The sequence below is a fragment of the Corallococcus sp. CA047B genome (assembly GCF_003612065.1).
GTDB lineage: Bacteria > Myxococcota > Myxococcia > Myxococcales > Myxococcaceae > Corallococcus > Corallococcus praedator.
Window position 1 is genome coordinate 14,861 of the sequence record NZ_RAWD01000086.1, and the last position, 15,101, is coordinate 29,961.

Annotated in this window: 13 protein-coding genes; 6 read left to right on the forward strand and 7 right to left on the reverse strand. The window is 70.4% G+C overall.

Going from position 1 to position 15,101, the window contains the following annotated elements; all coding sequences use genetic code 11:
* The first annotated feature begins 319 nt into the window (after positions 1–319).
* Complete coding sequence (locus D7X74_RS15870; protein ID WP_120533807.1) at positions 320–1,000, forward strand: hypothetical protein; 681 nt, start codon at positions 320–322, stop codon at positions 998–1,000.
* A 79-nt stretch (positions 1,001–1,079) separates the two neighbouring features.
* Here the strand turns inward: D7X74_RS15870 and D7X74_RS15875 are convergent, their stop codons facing one another.
* A complete protein-coding gene (locus D7X74_RS15875; protein ID WP_120533808.1) occupies positions 1,080–1,802 on the reverse strand; it encodes a 1-acyl-sn-glycerol-3-phosphate acyltransferase in 723 nt (240 codons plus the stop codon).
* 15 nt (positions 1,803–1,817) lie between these two features.
* Positions 1,818–2,615: an SDR family NAD(P)-dependent oxidoreductase gene (locus D7X74_RS15880; RefSeq protein ID WP_233595640.1), complete on the reverse strand. Its 798-nt coding sequence runs from the start codon at positions 2,613–2,615 to the stop codon at positions 1,818–1,820.
* Positions 2,616–2,806: 191 nt separating this feature from the next.
* Here D7X74_RS15880 and zwf point away from each other — a divergent pair, with 191 nt between their 5' ends.
* From zwf to gndA, 3 genes are read left to right on the forward strand one after another with little or no spacing between them, the layout of a single operon-like run.
* Positions 2,807–4,348 (forward strand): glucose-6-phosphate dehydrogenase, encoded by a 1,542-nt coding sequence (gene zwf / locus D7X74_RS15885; protein ID WP_120533810.1) that lies wholly within the window; start codon positions 2,807–2,809, stop codon positions 4,346–4,348.
* On the forward strand, positions 4,345–5,010 hold the full coding sequence (pgl, locus tag D7X74_RS15890) for a 6-phosphogluconolactonase (RefSeq protein WP_120533811.1): 666 nt from the start codon (positions 4,345–4,347) through the stop codon (positions 5,008–5,010). Before zwf ends, pgl begins: the two co-directional genes overlap by 4 nt.
* Positions 5,011–5,028: 18 nt before the next feature.
* On the forward strand, positions 5,029–6,456 hold the full coding sequence (gene gndA, locus D7X74_RS15895; RefSeq protein ID WP_120533812.1) for an NADP-dependent phosphogluconate dehydrogenase: 1,428 nt from the start codon (positions 5,029–5,031) through the stop codon (positions 6,454–6,456).
* Between the two features lie 20 nt (positions 6,457–6,476).
* Here gndA and D7X74_RS15900 read toward each other — a convergent pair whose 3' ends face one another.
* From D7X74_RS15900 to D7X74_RS43000, 4 genes are all read right to left on the reverse strand, one after another.
* A complete protein-coding gene (locus tag D7X74_RS15900) occupies positions 6,477–8,111 on the reverse strand; it encodes an acyl-CoA synthetase (protein WP_120533813.1) in 1,635 nt (544 codons plus the stop codon).
* Positions 8,112–8,237: 126 nt separating this feature from the next.
* Complete coding sequence (locus D7X74_RS15905; protein ID WP_120533814.1) at positions 8,238–9,107, reverse strand: zf-HC2 domain-containing protein; 870 nt, start codon at positions 9,105–9,107, stop codon at positions 8,238–8,240.
* Positions 9,104–9,661 (reverse strand): RNA polymerase sigma factor, encoded by a 558-nt coding sequence (locus D7X74_RS15910; RefSeq protein WP_120533815.1) that lies wholly within the window; start codon positions 9,659–9,661, stop codon positions 9,104–9,106. Before D7X74_RS15910 ends, D7X74_RS15905 begins: the two co-directional genes overlap by 4 nt.
* A 110-nt stretch (positions 9,662–9,771) precedes the next feature.
* Complete coding sequence (locus D7X74_RS43000; protein ID WP_158620399.1) at positions 9,772–9,948, reverse strand: hypothetical protein; 177 nt, start codon at positions 9,946–9,948, stop codon at positions 9,772–9,774.
* 148 nt (positions 9,949–10,096) lie between these two features.
* Between D7X74_RS43000 and D7X74_RS15915 the strand changes: the two genes are divergently transcribed.
* On the forward strand, positions 10,097–11,104 hold the full coding sequence (locus D7X74_RS15915) for a cupin-like domain-containing protein (RefSeq protein ID WP_120533816.1): 1,008 nt from the start codon (positions 10,097–10,099) through the stop codon (positions 11,102–11,104).
* Between the two features lie 5 nt (positions 11,105–11,109).
* Here D7X74_RS15915 and D7X74_RS15920 read toward each other — a convergent pair whose 3' ends face one another.
* The gene (locus tag D7X74_RS15920) at positions 11,110–13,872 is read right to left on the reverse strand and encodes a CHAT domain-containing protein (RefSeq protein ID WP_120533817.1); all 2,763 of its coding nucleotides are present in this window, start codon (positions 13,870–13,872) and stop codon (positions 11,110–11,112) included.
* Positions 13,873–14,388: 516 nt separating this feature from the next.
* On the opposite strand from D7X74_RS15920, the gene D7X74_RS15925 reads away from it, so the two are divergent.
* A partial coding sequence (locus D7X74_RS15925; RefSeq protein WP_370450760.1) for a polysaccharide lyase occupies positions 14,389–15,101 on the forward strand: 713 nt, incomplete at its 3' end.

Here is a 15,101-nt window from a genome sequence, read left to right on the forward strand (position 1 = left end):
ACGCCCCTCCTCCCACGTCCTCCGCATCCCACCGCATGTCCCACGGCGCCTGCTTCGTGCCGTCTGGCCGACCCGCGAGGCCCTGCATCCCCACGTCACACCGTGGGTGCATCACTGGCGCGCTCCGTGCGCATTTCCGGTGCGGCCGGGGACACAGCGTCCCGGACGGAAGAAATGCAGGCACGCGGGATTCCACGCGCGCGGAGTTCCATCCAACGTGTTCGCGCCCTGGCAGTCCGAGCCTGCTCGGACCACGACGGTGCGCACGCGATCGGATTTGAGGGTCCACCCGTCGCGCGTCGGTGCACAATGCGCCGCCATGCTTCCCGGTGTCTCTTCTCCGCTCGGCATCCTCGCGTCCCTGCTCGTCCTGGGCGCTCTGGCCCTCTTCACCCTGTTCCAGCTCAAGCGCCGGCAGCGCGCGGCGTGGGAGGCGTTCGCGAAGGCGAATGGACTCACCTGCGCGGAGAAGCGGCTGGAGGTGCAGGGCCGCTACCGGGGGCGTCCGCTGCTGCTGGCCACGGGGAAGCGGGGCGCGGGGGGCAAGAAGCGGCACACCGTCACCGTGTTGCGCCTGGACCTGGAGGGCGCGCTGCCCGCGGACCTGCTCCTGGAGCACGAGCGCCCCGAGGACAAGGTGCCCGGAGCCACCACGCCGCGCGAGGAGCATCTGGGCGACGCGGAGCTGGACGCGGCCTTCCTGGTGGAGAACCTGGCCCCGGAGGCGCGCCCGGTGCTGCTGGCCCCGGACGTGCGCAAGCGGCTGCTGGGCCTGCGCGGCCACCGCCGTGTCAGCATCAAGGGCGGCTGGCTCCAGGTGGAGCAGCGCGGCGTCCCCGCGAGCACCGATGCGCTGGAGGCGTTGATCCGCGCGCCCCACGAGCTGACCCGCGCCGTCACCGAAGCCGCCCCCGCCCTGCCCTCGTCGCACGCGATGGAAGCCTCCTCGCACGACGACGCGGCGACGGACGAAGGGCTGCCCGGCTCCGAGCACGCCTGAGGCGCGGGACTCCGCGCCAGACGCGAGGCCGGGCGAAGCAGCCCCCCACAGCGCCGCTCCAGCACCGGCCCCGGGTCCGTCAGCTCGCGACCGAGAGCGCCTCCACGTACTGCTCGCGCACGCGCGTGGCCAGCGCCACCGCGTCCGGACCGAAGCTCTCCGGTGGCAGCGCCGGCAGGACACGCACCGTGACGGACGCGCTCGGGCTCATCCACGGCCCGTCCCCGTCCACCAGCTCCCGCGTGCCCCGCACCAGCACCGGCACCACCGGCACGTGCTCCTCCAGCGCCAGTTGGAACGCACCCCGTTTGAATGGCAGCAGCTCGCCGGGCGAATACGTGCCCTCCGGGAAGATGAGCACCGGAATGCCCTGGCGCAGCCAGCGGCGGCACGGCCCCAGCAACTGCTCCATCGACTTCGAGCTGCCGCGCACGATGGGCACGTACCCCAGCAGCGTCATCATCCAGCCCACCAGCGGCGTGCGGAACAGCGACGCCTTCGCCACGAACTTGTACGGGGTGAAGAGCCCCATCACCGCCAGGATGTCCGCGAAGGACTGGTGGTTGACGACGTAGACGCACGGGCCCTTGGGCAGCAGCTCCCGTCCCTCCACGCGCACCTTCCATCCGGGCGAGGCATGCAGCCACAGCCCGTAGCACCACCGGCACACCAGCACGTGCAGCCATTGCCGGTGCGGATCCAGCGGATACGCCACCACGAACAACACCGCGCCCAGCGTGAAGAGCAGGGGCGCGGTGACCAGGAACAGCACGAAGAACCACAGCGAGACGGCGTAGCGCATGGAAGGCGGCGGCGGTCAGCGCGAGGACGGCGTCGTCATGTTCGCGGCGAAGCCCATCGCGTAGTTGACCTCCAGGCCGCCGTCCACCACCAGCGTCTGGCCGTTCACGTACGCGGAGCCTTCCGAACACAGCCACTCGATGGGGCGGGCAATCTCATCCACGCTGGCCACGTGCCCCACGGGCACCTGGTCCTTCACCTTCTCCTCCAGGCCCGCCCACGCATCGCCCATGTAGAAGCGGCTGGAGTCCGTGTCGATGTAGCCCGGGTTGACCGCGTTGACGCGGATGCCCGACCCGGTCAGCTCCGCGGCCAGGTACTTCACCATGATCTCCATGGCGCCCTTCATCGCGCCCAGCAGGCCATGGAACGGCAGCGGCATGCGCGAGTCCATGCCGGACACCGCGACGATGCGCCCCTTGCGCCCCTCCATCAGCGGCACCGAACGCTGCGCGCCCAAGAGGAAGCTCTTCACCGTCACGTTGAAGGTCTTGTCCATCTGGTGCAGCTTCGTCTGCATCAGCGGCGTGAAGACGGTGGAGGCCGCGTTGGCGACGAACACGTCCAGGCCCTTGAACTCCTCCTGGATGACGTCGAACACGCCGTGCAGCGTCGCGGGCTCCAGCTGGTCCGCCATCACCGTGCGGCAGCGGCGGCCCAGGGCCTCCACCTCCTTCGCCAGGCTCGCCGCGGAGTCCGCGTCCCGACGGTAGGTGGAGACGATGTCATAGCCGGCACGGGCCAGCCGGAGGGAGACCGCGCGGCCCACGCCACGCGAACCCCCGGTGATGAGCGCCACGGGAGGAGTCGTCATGACCCCCGGAAATATCATGTTCCCAGGCGCCTGACGCCGCCCGGTTGCCCGCGCGCTCCCCGGCGGAGCCGGGATGGCCCCAACCTCCGGGGCAGGCAAGACGTCAGGCCCGCATCATTCTCCTGCAATGCGCTTGCAGGGCCGCCAGATTAGCGCCTTAAGGTCCCCGGTCGAACCGGAGGAGACACCGCATGGATGCGCAGGGCGTTCACATCGAAACCCATCCCCGAGAAGGCGAACCGGTGTTCAGCGCGGGCCGCCCCGACCCCTGCGCCATGGTCCTCTTCGGCGCCACGGGCGACCTGGCCGAGCGCAAGCTATTCCCCGCGCTCTTCGAGCTCGCCCGCTCCAACCTGCTGCCGGAGCACTTCGCCATCGTCGCCTTCAGCCGCTCCCCGCTGGAGGACAAGGCCTTCCGCGAGCACGTGAAGGAGGGCCTGAAGAAGTTCGCCCGCACGCAGCCCGTGGACGAAGCGGCCTGGAAGACCTTCTCCGAACGCATCGAATGCGTCTCCGGCGGCTATGACGACCCGGGCACCTTCAAGCGCCTGAGCGACAAGCTGGCGGATGTGTCCAAGCGCCACAAGACGGGCGACAACCAGCTCTATTACATGGCGACGCCCGCCTCCACGTTCCCGCAGATCATCCACAGCCTGGCCGGCGCCGGCCTGCTCAAGCGCGAGGAGCAGCCCGGAGAGAAGCCCTGGCGGCGGCTCATCATCGAGAAGCCCTTCGGCCACGACCTGGAGAGCGCGCGCGAGCTCAACCGCGAACTGGGCGCGGTGCTGGATGAGAAGCAGATCTTCCGCATCGACCACTACCTGGGCAAGGAGACGGTGCAGAACATCCTCGTCTTCCGCTTCGCCAACGCCATCTTCGAACCGCTGTGGAACCGCCAGCACATCGACCACGTGGAAATCACGGCGGCGGAGACGATTGGCGTGGAGGGCCGCGGCGGCTTCTACGACGAGACGGGCGTGCTGCGCGACATGGTGCAGAACCACCTGCTCCAGGTGCTGGCCCTGTGCGCCATGGAGCCCCCCGTGTCCTTCGCCGCGGAGGACATCCGCGATGAGAAGAACAAGGTGTTCCGCGCGCTGCGCCCCGTGGAGGGCTCGGACGTGCCGGACCACGTCGTCGTGGGCCAGTACCAGGGCTACCAGGACGAGAAGGGCGTGAAGAAGGGCTCACGCACGCCCACGTACGTCGCGCTGAAGATGAACGTGGACTCGTGGCGCTGGCAGGGCGTGCCCTTCTACCTGCGCGCGGGCAAGAACCTGAAGCGGCGCATGACGGAGGTGTCCATCCACTTCAAGTCGGTGCCCATCGGCCTGTTCAGCGGCGGCGGCGCCACCTGCCAGCGGCTGCAGCCCAACGTGCTCACCCTGCGCATCCAGCCGCATGAAGGCATCGCGCTGTCGTTCGAGTCCAAGGTGCCCGGCGAGGACGTCAACATCGGCGGTGTCACCATGGACATGGACTACGCGGAGAGCTTCCATAAGCCCGTGCCGGAGGCGTACGAGCGGCTGCTGCTGGACTGCATGCGCGGCAACGCCACCCTCTTCGCGCGCCAGGACAGCGTGGAGCAGGCCTGGGGCTACATCACGCCCATCCTGCGCGCGCTGGAGACCGACGCGGGCGGCACGCTGCACACGTACAAGAAGGGCAGCACCGGCCCTGACGCCGCGGACGCGCTGCCCGCGAAGAATGGCCGCCGGTGGTCCACGCTATGACGAAACCGCTCATCGTCCCCCCGGAGAAGCTGACCCTGGAGGCCTCCGACTGGCTGGCGCGCGAGCTCCAGAAGGCGCTCGCGACGAAGCAGCGGGTGAGCCTGGCGCTGTCGGGCGGCAACACGCCGCGCCCCGCGTACCGCGCGCTCGCGGAGCACACGCTGCCCTGGGAACGGGTGGACGTGTACTTCGTGGACGAGCGCTTCGTGCCGCCCGACCACGCGGACAGCAACTACAAGCTGGTGAAGGAATCGCTGCTCACGCCGCTGAAGCTTTCGGACGCGCAGGTGTTCCGCATGCAGGGCGAGCGCGAGGACCGCGATGACGCCGCGGCCGACTACGCGAAGACGCTGCCGGAGCGGCTGGACGTGGTGCTCATCGGCGTGGGCGAGGACGGCCACACCGCGAGCCTGTTTCCCGGCCACCCGGCGCTTTCGGAGCGCACCGCGCGGGTGCTCGCGGTGAAGCAGACCTCCAAGCCGCCACCGTGGCGGATGACGCTGACGTTCCCCGTGCTCCAGGGCGCGGGGGCGGTGCTGGGACTGGTGGCGGGCGAGGGCAAGCGGGACGCCATGCGGCGGGTGCTTCAGGGCGATATGCAGCTGCCCGCGTCGCACGTGACGAACACGCAGTGGATGCTGGACCCCGCCGCCTACGGGTAGGCGCGGCTCGGAGGGAACATGGGCACACAGACAAAGCCTGCGCAGTTCGGCGTGGTGGGCATGGGCGTCATGGGCGCGAGCCTCGCCCTCAACATCGCGGACCACGGGTTCAGCGTCGCGGTGTGGGACCGCCACCCGGAGGCCATCACGAAGGTCCAGAAGGAGAACCCGAAGCAGGCCCTGGCCGGCTGGCCGGAGCTGGAGGCGTTCGTCTCCGGCCTGGAGCGTCCGCGCCGCGTCCTGCTGATGATCACCGCCGGCGCTCCGGTGGACCAGATGATGGAGCGGCTGTTCCCGCTGCTGTCGCCCGGCGACGTCATCATGGACGCGGGCAACTCCTGGTACCTGGACACCCGGCGCCGCGAAGCGCTGTGCAAGCAGAAGGGCTTCCACTTCCTGGGCATCGGTGTGTCCGGCGGCGAGGAGGGCGCGCGCCACGGCCCGTCCATCATGCCGGGCGGCCCCAAGGACGCGTACGCGCTGGTGCAGCCGGTGCTGGAGGCCATCGCCGCGCGCAGCGAGGAAGGCCTGTGCGTCACCCACGTGGGCCCGGAGGGCGCGGGCCACTTCGTGAAGATGGTGCACAACGGCATCGAGTACGCGGACATGCAGCTGCTCGCGGAGACATACGACGTGCTCCGCCGCGGCCTGGGCCTGGACACCGCGGCCCTGGCCGACCTGTTCTCCAAGTGGAACGAGGGCATCGCCGAGTCGTTCCTCCTGGAGACCACCATCAAGGTGCTGCGCAAGCGCGACCCGGAGACGGGCAAGCCCCTGGTGGACATGGTGCTCGACAAGGCCGGCCAGAAGGGCACGGGCAAGTGGACCGTGCAGGTGGCGCTCGACCTGGGCGTGCCGGTGCCCTCCATCGCGTCCGCGCTGGATGCGCGCAACCTGTCCGCGCACAAGGAGGACCGCGTCGCCGCGAGCAAGAAGCTGCACGGCCCCTCCGTGTCGCTCACCTCCGAGGAGCAGCAGCACCTGGCCCAGTGGGCGCACGACGCGCTCTACGCGGCGCGCGTGGTGACGTACGCGCAGGGCATGCGGCTCATCCAGGCGGCCTCCGACGAGTACAAGTGGGGCGTGTCGCTTTCGGAGATGGCGCGCATCTGGCGGGGCGGCTGCATCATCCGCGCGAAGCTCCTCACGCCGCTGCGCGCGGCCTTCCAGCAGCAGCCCACGCTGCCCAACCTGATGGTGTCGGAGGCGTTCGCCCCGGAGCTGGAGAAGCTGGCACCGTCGTGGCGCAAGTTCGTGGGCTCGGCGACGAAGGCGGGCATCCCGGTGCCGGTGTTCAGCAGCAGCCTGGCGTACATGGACAGCTACCGCAGCCCGGAGCTGCCGCAGAACCTCACCCAGGCCCAGCGCGACGCGTTCGGCGCGCACACCTACCAGCGGCGGGACAAGCCCGACGCCGGCTTCGTGCACTCGGACTGGCTGAAGTAGTTCCCTTCCGCTGCGCGCCCCTACTTCTTCTGGGTGGCGCGCAGCTCCGCGCGGCGGATCTTCCCGCTCACCGTCTTGGGCAGCTCCGAGACGAACTCGATCTCGCGCGGGTACTTGTAGGGCGCCGTCGTCTTCTTCACGAAGTCCTGCAGCTCCTGCGCGAGCGCGGGTGACGCGGTGTGGCCCGGCGTCAGCAGCACGTACGCCTTGATGCGCTGGCCAATCTTGTCGTCCGGCACACCGATGACGGCGGACTCGGCCACCGCGGGGTGCTCCAGCAGCGCGGACTCCACCTCGAAGGGGCCCACCCGGTAGCCGGACGTCTTGATGACGTCATCCGAGCGCCCCACGAACCACAGGTAGCCTTCCGCGTCGCGCACCGCGCGGTCGCCCGTGACGTACCAGTCGCCCCGGCTGCTGGCCGCGTTGGCCGCGTCGTCATTCAGGTAGCCGTGGAACAGGCCCACCGGCCGCTCCGGCTTCACGCGCACCGCGATGTCGCCCTCCTGCCCATCCGCGACCTCCTCGCCCTGCTCGTTGATGACGCCCACGGTGAAGCCGGGGGACGGCTTGCCCATGGAGCCCATGCGCGGCGGAAGCGACGGGAACATGCCCACGATGACCACCGTCTCCGTCTGGCCGTAGCCCTCGCGGATGAACAGCCCGGTGGCCTCCTTCCACGTCTCGATGACCTCCGGGTTGAGCGGCTCGCCCGCGCTCACCGTGTGGCGCAGCGAGGACAGGTCCACCGCCTTCAGGTCCTGCAACACCAGCGCGCGCCACGCGGTGGGCGGCGCGCAGAAGGTGGTGACGCGCTCGCGCTCCAGCACCTTGAGGAAGGCCACCGGATCAAACCGCCCGCGGAAATCGTAGACGACGTTGCACGCGCCTTCGCTCCACGGACCGAAGAGCTTGCCCCAGGCGCACTTCGCCCAGCCGGTGTCGCTGAGCGTGAGGTGCCGGTCCTCCGGCCGCAGGTCCAACCAGTAGCGCCCGGTGATGAGGTGGCCCTGGCCGTAGCTGGCCTGCGTGTGCTGCACCATCTTCGGCATGCCCGTGGTGCCGGACGTGAAGTAGATGAGCAGCGGATCCTCCGCGCGCGTCGGCGGGAAGGCCGCGGCCTCGCCTTCCGTCAGCGCCTCCGACGCGTAGCGCGTCCACGGTGCCGGAGCGTCCCCGGTGGACACCCACGTCGTCACGCCCGGCACGTCCTGCACGCCCTCGAAGCGGTCCAGGCAGCTTGCGTCGGTGAGGACGGCCTTCGCGTGGGCGGCCTCCAGCCGGTAGCGGATGTCCTTGGCGGTGAGCATGGGCGTGCCGGGCATGAAGACGATGCCGGCGCGGATGCACCCCAACACCAGGAACCACCACTCCGGCACGCGCGGCATCAGGATGAAGGCCCGGTCGCCCCGCTTCAGGCCCAGCCCGGTGAGGAAGCGCGCCGCGTGCAGCGAGCGCTCCTTCAGCTCCTGGAAGGTGAAGCGCTGCGAGCGCCCGGACTCGTCGGACCACTGGAGCGCGGGGGCCTGGGGCCGCTCGGCCGCGTGCCGGTCGATGACATCAGTGGCGAAGTTGAAGTGCTCGGGCCGCTCCCACCGGAAATCACGGCGGGCGGTCGCGTAGTCGACGGGAGCGCGGGGGGAGGACTCGGGCATGGGCAAGCTCCTGGAGTGTTCCGACAACCCCAGGAGCCTGACACGTCATCCCGTGTCCGAAGGCGATTCACCCGCGCGGGGCGCCCGATGGTGGACGCTCCAGCGCGCGGGAGGGACGACAGGAACTCAGGGGGCCGCGCTGCCGAGCTGCCGTGCCTGCGCGCGCGCCTCTTCCACGCGCTCGCGCGCCTCGTCGCTCCAGCCGGGCTCGCCCAGGGCCGCCACCTTCTCGAAGTCGGTCGCGGCGCGCGCGTACTGCTTCAGCCCGTACAGCGCGAGGCCGCGGTTCCACAGGGCCTGCGCATGCGCCGGCTCCGCGCGCACCACCGGGTCCAACAGGCCCAGCGCGTCCTGGAAGCGGCTCTCGTGCAGCGCCACCACCGCCAGGTCGTTGTCGCGAGCGAGCGACGCGGGCTCACGCACCAGCACCGCCTGCGCCTGCTGCCACTGACCGTGCAGCACGTAGGCCGCGACGATGCCGCGGAACTCCTTGCGCTCCTCCATCTCCGCCAGCGGACGCAGCGGCAGGGGGGCCGGGGCCGGCGCCTCCGCGGTCTCCGCGCCGGTGACGTTGCCATTGCCGCGCATGGGCATGTAGCGGCGCCACTGGTCCGCGCGGGGATGCGAGACGCGACCTTCCAGCGCGCGCGTGGACTGGTTCTCCAGGAAGACCACCGCCGGCACTTCCGCCTCCGGCATCATGCGCGGCACGAAGACGGCGCAGAGGCTGGCGGCCATGGCCAGCGGGGCCACCACGCGCGCATTGCGGCGCACCCACGCGCCCAGCGCCACCACGTTGCCGTGAGACGGCTGCGCGGGCTGCTCCACGACGCCCGTGCCCAGCGCCCGCGCCGCCAGCAGTTCCAACTGGAGCAGGTCGCGAAGGCCGCCTTCGCAGCCGGGGCAGCGCGGCAGGTGGTGCCGGAAGCCCTCCGCATCCGCCTCGGACAGCTCACCGTCCATGAAGAGATGCAGCTTCGTGCAATGCGCGTTCATACCTGGACTCCCCGCTCCCGGGCCACGGCGACGCTCGGAAGCAGCAGTTCCCTGAGGTCACGGCGCGCCAGCGTCAGCCAGCTGCCCACGGTGCCCACGGGGACGTTGAATTTCTCGGCAATGGCCTGGTAGCGGAGGCCTTCCGCGTGCAGCCTGTACGCATCCCGCAGGTGCGGCTTGAGCTGCTCGATGGCCGCCTGGAAGGCGTCATTGCCCACCAGCTCCCAGTTCTCCTGCTCCCCATCCCCCGTCGCTGGCAGGTCCTGCACCAGCGCCAGGTGCGGCAGCCCCCGGACCTCCGTCCGCTGCCTTCGGCAGTGGTCGAGGAACCGGTTCGTCATCGTCGTGCACAACCACGCCGCGCACGCCGCTTCCGTGCGGTCCTTCAGGTGGCCGAACTCCGGCAACGCCCGCTCGAAGGCCTCCTGGACCAGGTCCTCTGGATCCAGGATGCCGCGAGCGCACAACCGGCGGGCCACGGCCAGCAGGCTGGGCCGGTGTCGCTGGCTGAACGCCTCGAAATGGCGCCGTTCCCGGTTGAAGAGGTTGGCCATGACGCAAGGACCCGAAGTGACTGGTGGGCTTCCTGACTAAAGACGCCGAGCGCTTTGTTTCTTGAGAGAAAAATGCCCGGAAGCGCGGACAGGCCCGCCGGGCAGGACGCTCACCGGGCGACTTCCGCCCCCTCCAACAGGGCCGGGACCGAAGGCGGCGGCAGCGGACGGCGCCGCGCCCGGGGCTCGCGCTGCTCGCAGTTGACGTAGGAGCCCTTCACATGTGGGGCGCTGTGGTCGGGCTCGAAAGCTCCGGGTCGGGCAAAGGACACGTCTCCGGGGGTCATGGATCGCTTCTCCTGGTACGACGGAAGTCCGGCGTAAGCATGGGATGGGTAGAAAAAGACGGACGGGGCCAGTCCATACCACGCCCTGACGCACGTGCAGGAGGGGCCCCCACCGGGTCAATCCTTCAAGAATTTCAAGGAGTTCCGAATGAGCGAGGACAAGTCCCTCTTGCGTCCGGAGTGGCGCCAGTGGCTGGCGGAGAATCTGGCCCTGGGGGTAGGGCCGGAAGAAGTGCGACAGGTCCTGGTGGGTGCGGGCGTGGACCCGGCGCTGGCCCACGAGGAGATGGAGGCGGTGCAGAAGCACCCCTACTACCAGGCATGCCTCCAGGTGGCCCGGCACTTCGGGTGGCTGGAGTCGCTGATGGATGTCTACAGCGAGCTGCGGGCCCAGGACGGGGGCCGCCAGCTGGAGGTGCGCGAGCACCTGACGCCGGAGGAGTTCTTCGGCCGCTACTACCTGGGCCACCGGCCGGTGGTGCTGCGCGGACTGATGAAGGACTGGCCGGCGCTCCAGAAGTGGTCGCTGTCCTACTTCCGCGAGCGCTTCGGCCCGGTGGAGGTGGAGGTGATGATGGGGCGCGACGCGAACCCGGAGCACGCGGCCCAGCACGACCGGCACCGCACGCGGATGCCCTTCGCGGACTTCCTCACCATGGTGGAGTCCGGGAAGGAGACGAACGACTACTACATGGTGCCGCGCAACGATAACTGGCGGCACGCGGGACTCTCGCCGCTGCGCGAGGATCTGCGCGCGCCCGAGGGCCTCATCGACCCGTCGTTGCAGGCGGACATGATGACGCTGCTCCTGGGGCCCGCGGGCACCGTCACCCCGCTGCACCACGACAACATGAACATCCTGTTGGGCCAGGTGATGGGCCGCAAGCACGTGAAGCTGGTGCCGTCCTACGAGCGCCACCGCGTCTACCCGCACCGGGGCACCTTCAGCCACGTGGACGCGGGGAAGCCGGACCTGATGGCGCACCCGCTGTTCGCGCAGGCCACCGTGCTGGAGACGGTGCTGGAGCCCGGGGACATGGTGTTCCTGCCCGTGGGCTGGTGGCACTGGGTGAAGGCGCTGGACGTGAGCGCCAGCGTCACCTTCCACCACTTCCTCGTCCCCGGCGGCAACACGCACCTGGATGCCCCCTTCTAGTCCGGTCAGTCCGCCTTCTCCACCAGCAGCACGGAGCGCGTCCACGCGGCGCGCGCGTCGCGTGCAAGCCACGCCTGACGCTCGTCGCGCAGCGCGACGGCGGCGGGCGTTCCCGCGTGGATGCGGCGGCGGACACCGTCGAAGAAGCGGCCCGCCGCGTCCGGGATGTCCACCGTGGAGGCCAGCACCGCGCGGGCCCCGGAGTCGATGAAGGCCGCCGGCAGGCTGAAGGGCTCCGTGCTCTGCAGCGCCGTGGTGCGGCCCGCGCTGCACGCGGCCAGGAACACGGTGGGCGAGCCGGTGAGCCGCTGCTCGCGCACCACGTCCGCGGTGAGCGCGTAGCGGCCGTTCACCTCCGGCGACAGCACCACCAGCGACGCGCCGGAGATGCTGGGGTCGGTGATGCCGTGCGCGTGGATCTCAATCTCCGTGGCGTCCGCCATGCGGGCCAGCACGCGCGACGGCGTGGCGTCCGAACCGGACAGCACGTCCGGCGGCGCGGCCCCCGGCTCCGCGTCCGGCGTCCACGCGGGCAGCCGGGGCAGCTGCAACAGCGACGGGGCCTCCACCCCGGCCACCACCAGGCGGCGCGAGGGCGCGGACTGCGAGCCGGGCGCGGGACGCGGTCCCTGGGCGCGGCCCAGGCGGAAGCTCCACGCGATGTCCGAAGGCAGCAGGTCCGTGCGGCCGAAGACGGGCGCCCACGCGAGCACGTCCACGCGGTCGCAGCCGGAGAGCGTCTTGCGCAGGGCCTCCGGCACCAGCCGGGAGGAGTCCGCCCGCGCGAAGGGCTCCTTGCGCGCGGCGTCGTAGTGCCCCTGGACCTCGCCCTTCGGGCCCAGCGCCACCAGCACGGCGCGCTCGGCGTGGACGCTGGCGGCCAGCGCGCACCGCGTGGGCACGGGCGTGCCCAGCTGCGCGGCCATCAACGTCACCACCTTGGGGAACTCGCCCGTGCGGCCCGCGTCCACCGCGAGCGACGAATGGCTGAGCGCCCAGGACTCGCGCGCCAGCGCATCCCCTCGCGGCAGCGCATCCGCCTCCGCGATGGTCGTCTTCAAGAGCGCCTCACCCCGGGTCCGGTCCTGATCCAGGACGAAGCGGCCCTCCAGATAGTGCGCATAGGCGCGGTCGCCCCCCAGCACGTTCGGCCCCGACACGGCGTTGGAGGTGACGCGGCCCAGCCACTCGGCGTCATTGGGACCGGAGCCGGAGCGCGTCAGCTCCGCGAGCGTGGCACCGAACACCAGCTCCATGCGGTTGTCGGCGCAGGCGGCGGCGATGTCCAGCTCGCGCCGCGCGTCCGCCGGCCGCAGGTCCAGGTAGTACAGGTGCGCCAGCTGCACGTGGGGCCACGCGCAGTGTCGCGTGGGGCCGCGCGCCATCCACTCCTCCAGATAGGCGCGCGCGCTGCCCAGGTCGTTGCGGGAGCGCGCCACCTGGGAGAGCGACTCCAGCGCGTTGAACTCCAGGTCCCACTCGCGAAGCTGCCGGGCCCCCGCCCACAGCACGCGCGCGTGCTGCTCCGCCTCCGTCACGCGCTGCATGTCGTAGTAGAAGACCGCCAGCCGTCGCTCCAGCTCCAGGCAGCGCACCGTCAGCGTGCCCTCGCGGCAGTGCTGGAGCGCGGAGAAGAGCCGCTGCTCACCCTTCCACCACGCGCCGTCCGCGACCTCCTTGTAGGCCTGGTCGCGCTCCGCCTGGTACATGAACCATGGATCGTCCAGGCGCTTGATGCGCTCCAGCACGTCCTTCAGGTTCTTCATCGTGCCGTTGCGCGTGCGGAGGATGGCCCCCATGTAGAGGTCCTCGTCACCGGGCAGGCGCGCCTTGTCCAGGAAGCCGTCGGGCACCGTGCCGCCCGGGCGCATCGCCGCCGCGTACTGCCGCGCCAGCTCCCCGCGGCGGGTGAAGTCGCGCTTCGCCACGCGCTGCACGTAGTCCGTGAGCGTGCGGCCGCCCTGCACCCGGTCCAGCTCCTGCGCCAGCGGCATCAGCGCCAGCGCGCGCTCCTTGGATTCAGCGGCGCGCACCACGTCATAGAAGACGCCGCGCACCGTGCCCGGAAGCTGACGGGCGGCGTCCAGCGGCAGCGGCGCCTTCGCGTCGTCCATCAGGGCCAGCGTCGCTTCGCGCGCCGCCTTCCACTGACGCTGGCGCTCCAGCGTGCTCTCGCGCAGGGACAGCGCCTGGGCGTGGGCCTCGCGGCTCCAGCCCTGCTCGCCCAGCTTCGCCACCTGTTCGAAGAGCTCCGACGCGCGCAGCGTCAGCCCCATCTCCCGGAACACCAGCGCGCGGTTCCACAGCGCCTGCGGCAGGTTCGGCTTCACCGCCAGCGCGCCATCCAGGAGCCGCAGCGCCCGTTCGAAGTCGCCGCGCGCGAGCGCCACCGCGCTCAAGTCACTGTCGCGCTCCGGGGAGGCCGGCATGCGCTCCAGGAAGGAGGCCGCCTGGTTCCACTCCGCTTCCAGCGCGTACGCGGCCGCGATGCCGCCCCAGTCCTCCCCGGCCTCCATGCGGGCGAGCGGGCCCAGGGGCATCGGCTCGGCGGGCACGGGACAGCCGCCGGCGGGCGCGCGCGAACGGTAGCGGTCCGCTTCCGCGTGCGTGAGGCGGGACTCGATGCGGGCCGCCGCCCTGCGCTCCACCCAGAAGCTGTCGGTGACGGGCGGCGCGCTCGCCGCGGGCTTCAGGGCCGCGACTCCGGCCGCCATCAAGGGGATGGCCAGAGCCAGCGCCCAGAGCTTCTTCTTCGCCGGCTTCACCATGCGGTCCCCTCGGGCGCCTCCCCCTTGCTGGCGCCCCTCCCGCACGTTCTACACCAACCTCCGACGAACGCCGACCCGGCCTCGCCCCCACCCACCAGGCGTTCCATGACGCGGTGGGCAGCCCGCCGGTGGAAATTCATGCACGTCGGATGTTTTTCGGTCCCCACGAATCAATAGACGGGCAGGTCCGCCGATCTTGAAAAAGACCCGTCTTCCCATCGCGGATGCGAGTGGGGGACGGAACGCCGGGCCGTCAGGCTGTCGGGGGGATGACGCTTGGGGGCTCGCCTGCATGGCTGCTCCCGTCAGAAGGTTTGAGCGCCCGCATCCGCCCGGAATCACGCGCTTCGGCATGCCTGGGGAAGTGACGGGCGGCAGGGGCCTGTGTCCCCATTGCCCCAGCAGGCAGCCCAGGGAGCGCACGAGGGATTGGGGGTTGGCAGGCGTGGACGCGCGGGAAGGAGTTTCGCGCGCCACGTGTCCCCTCCGCCCAACCCGGACCGAAAGGACTCCTGTTTGAAGCAACTCCTTCGACTCGTCGCCGCGGCTTCCCTCATGCCTGCCCTCGCCTCCGCGGGCATCCTCTGGAAGGGCGACTTCGAGACCGGCAACACGTCCCAGTGGACCCGGGATCAGAGCGTTGCCTCCAGCCGTCTGCAGGTCGTGACGGACGTGGTGCGCGATGGGAAATACGCCCTCAAGGCCGTCGTGAAGCAGGGCGATGATCCCATCAACGCCAGCGGCAATCGCAACGAGCTGCTGTACCTGACCCATGAGACGCAGGGGAAGGAGTACTTCTACAAGTGGAGCACCCTGTTTCCGAAGAACTACCCCGTCCATGACTCCTGGCAGGTCATCACCCAGTGGCACCAGGAGGGCTGCTGCGGCTCACCGCCGCTGGAGTTCTTCGTGCGCGGGGACAAGATCAACCTGCGCGTGGGCGGCAACACCACGCCCGTGCTCTGGCAGACGTCCATCAACCAGGGCAACTGGCACGACTTCGTGCTGCACGTGAAGTGGTCGTCCGACAAGAAGGTCGGCTTCGTGGAGCTGTACCACAACGGCAAGCTGGCCCTGCCGAAGACCTACGGTGCCAACCAGTTCGGCAAGGACCTGAACTACCTGAAGATGGGTCTGTACCGCGACGACGCCATCAAGCCCGAAGGGTCCATCTACCACGACGGTTTCACGATGGCCTCCACGCTGGAGGACGTGATGCCCCCCGCGCC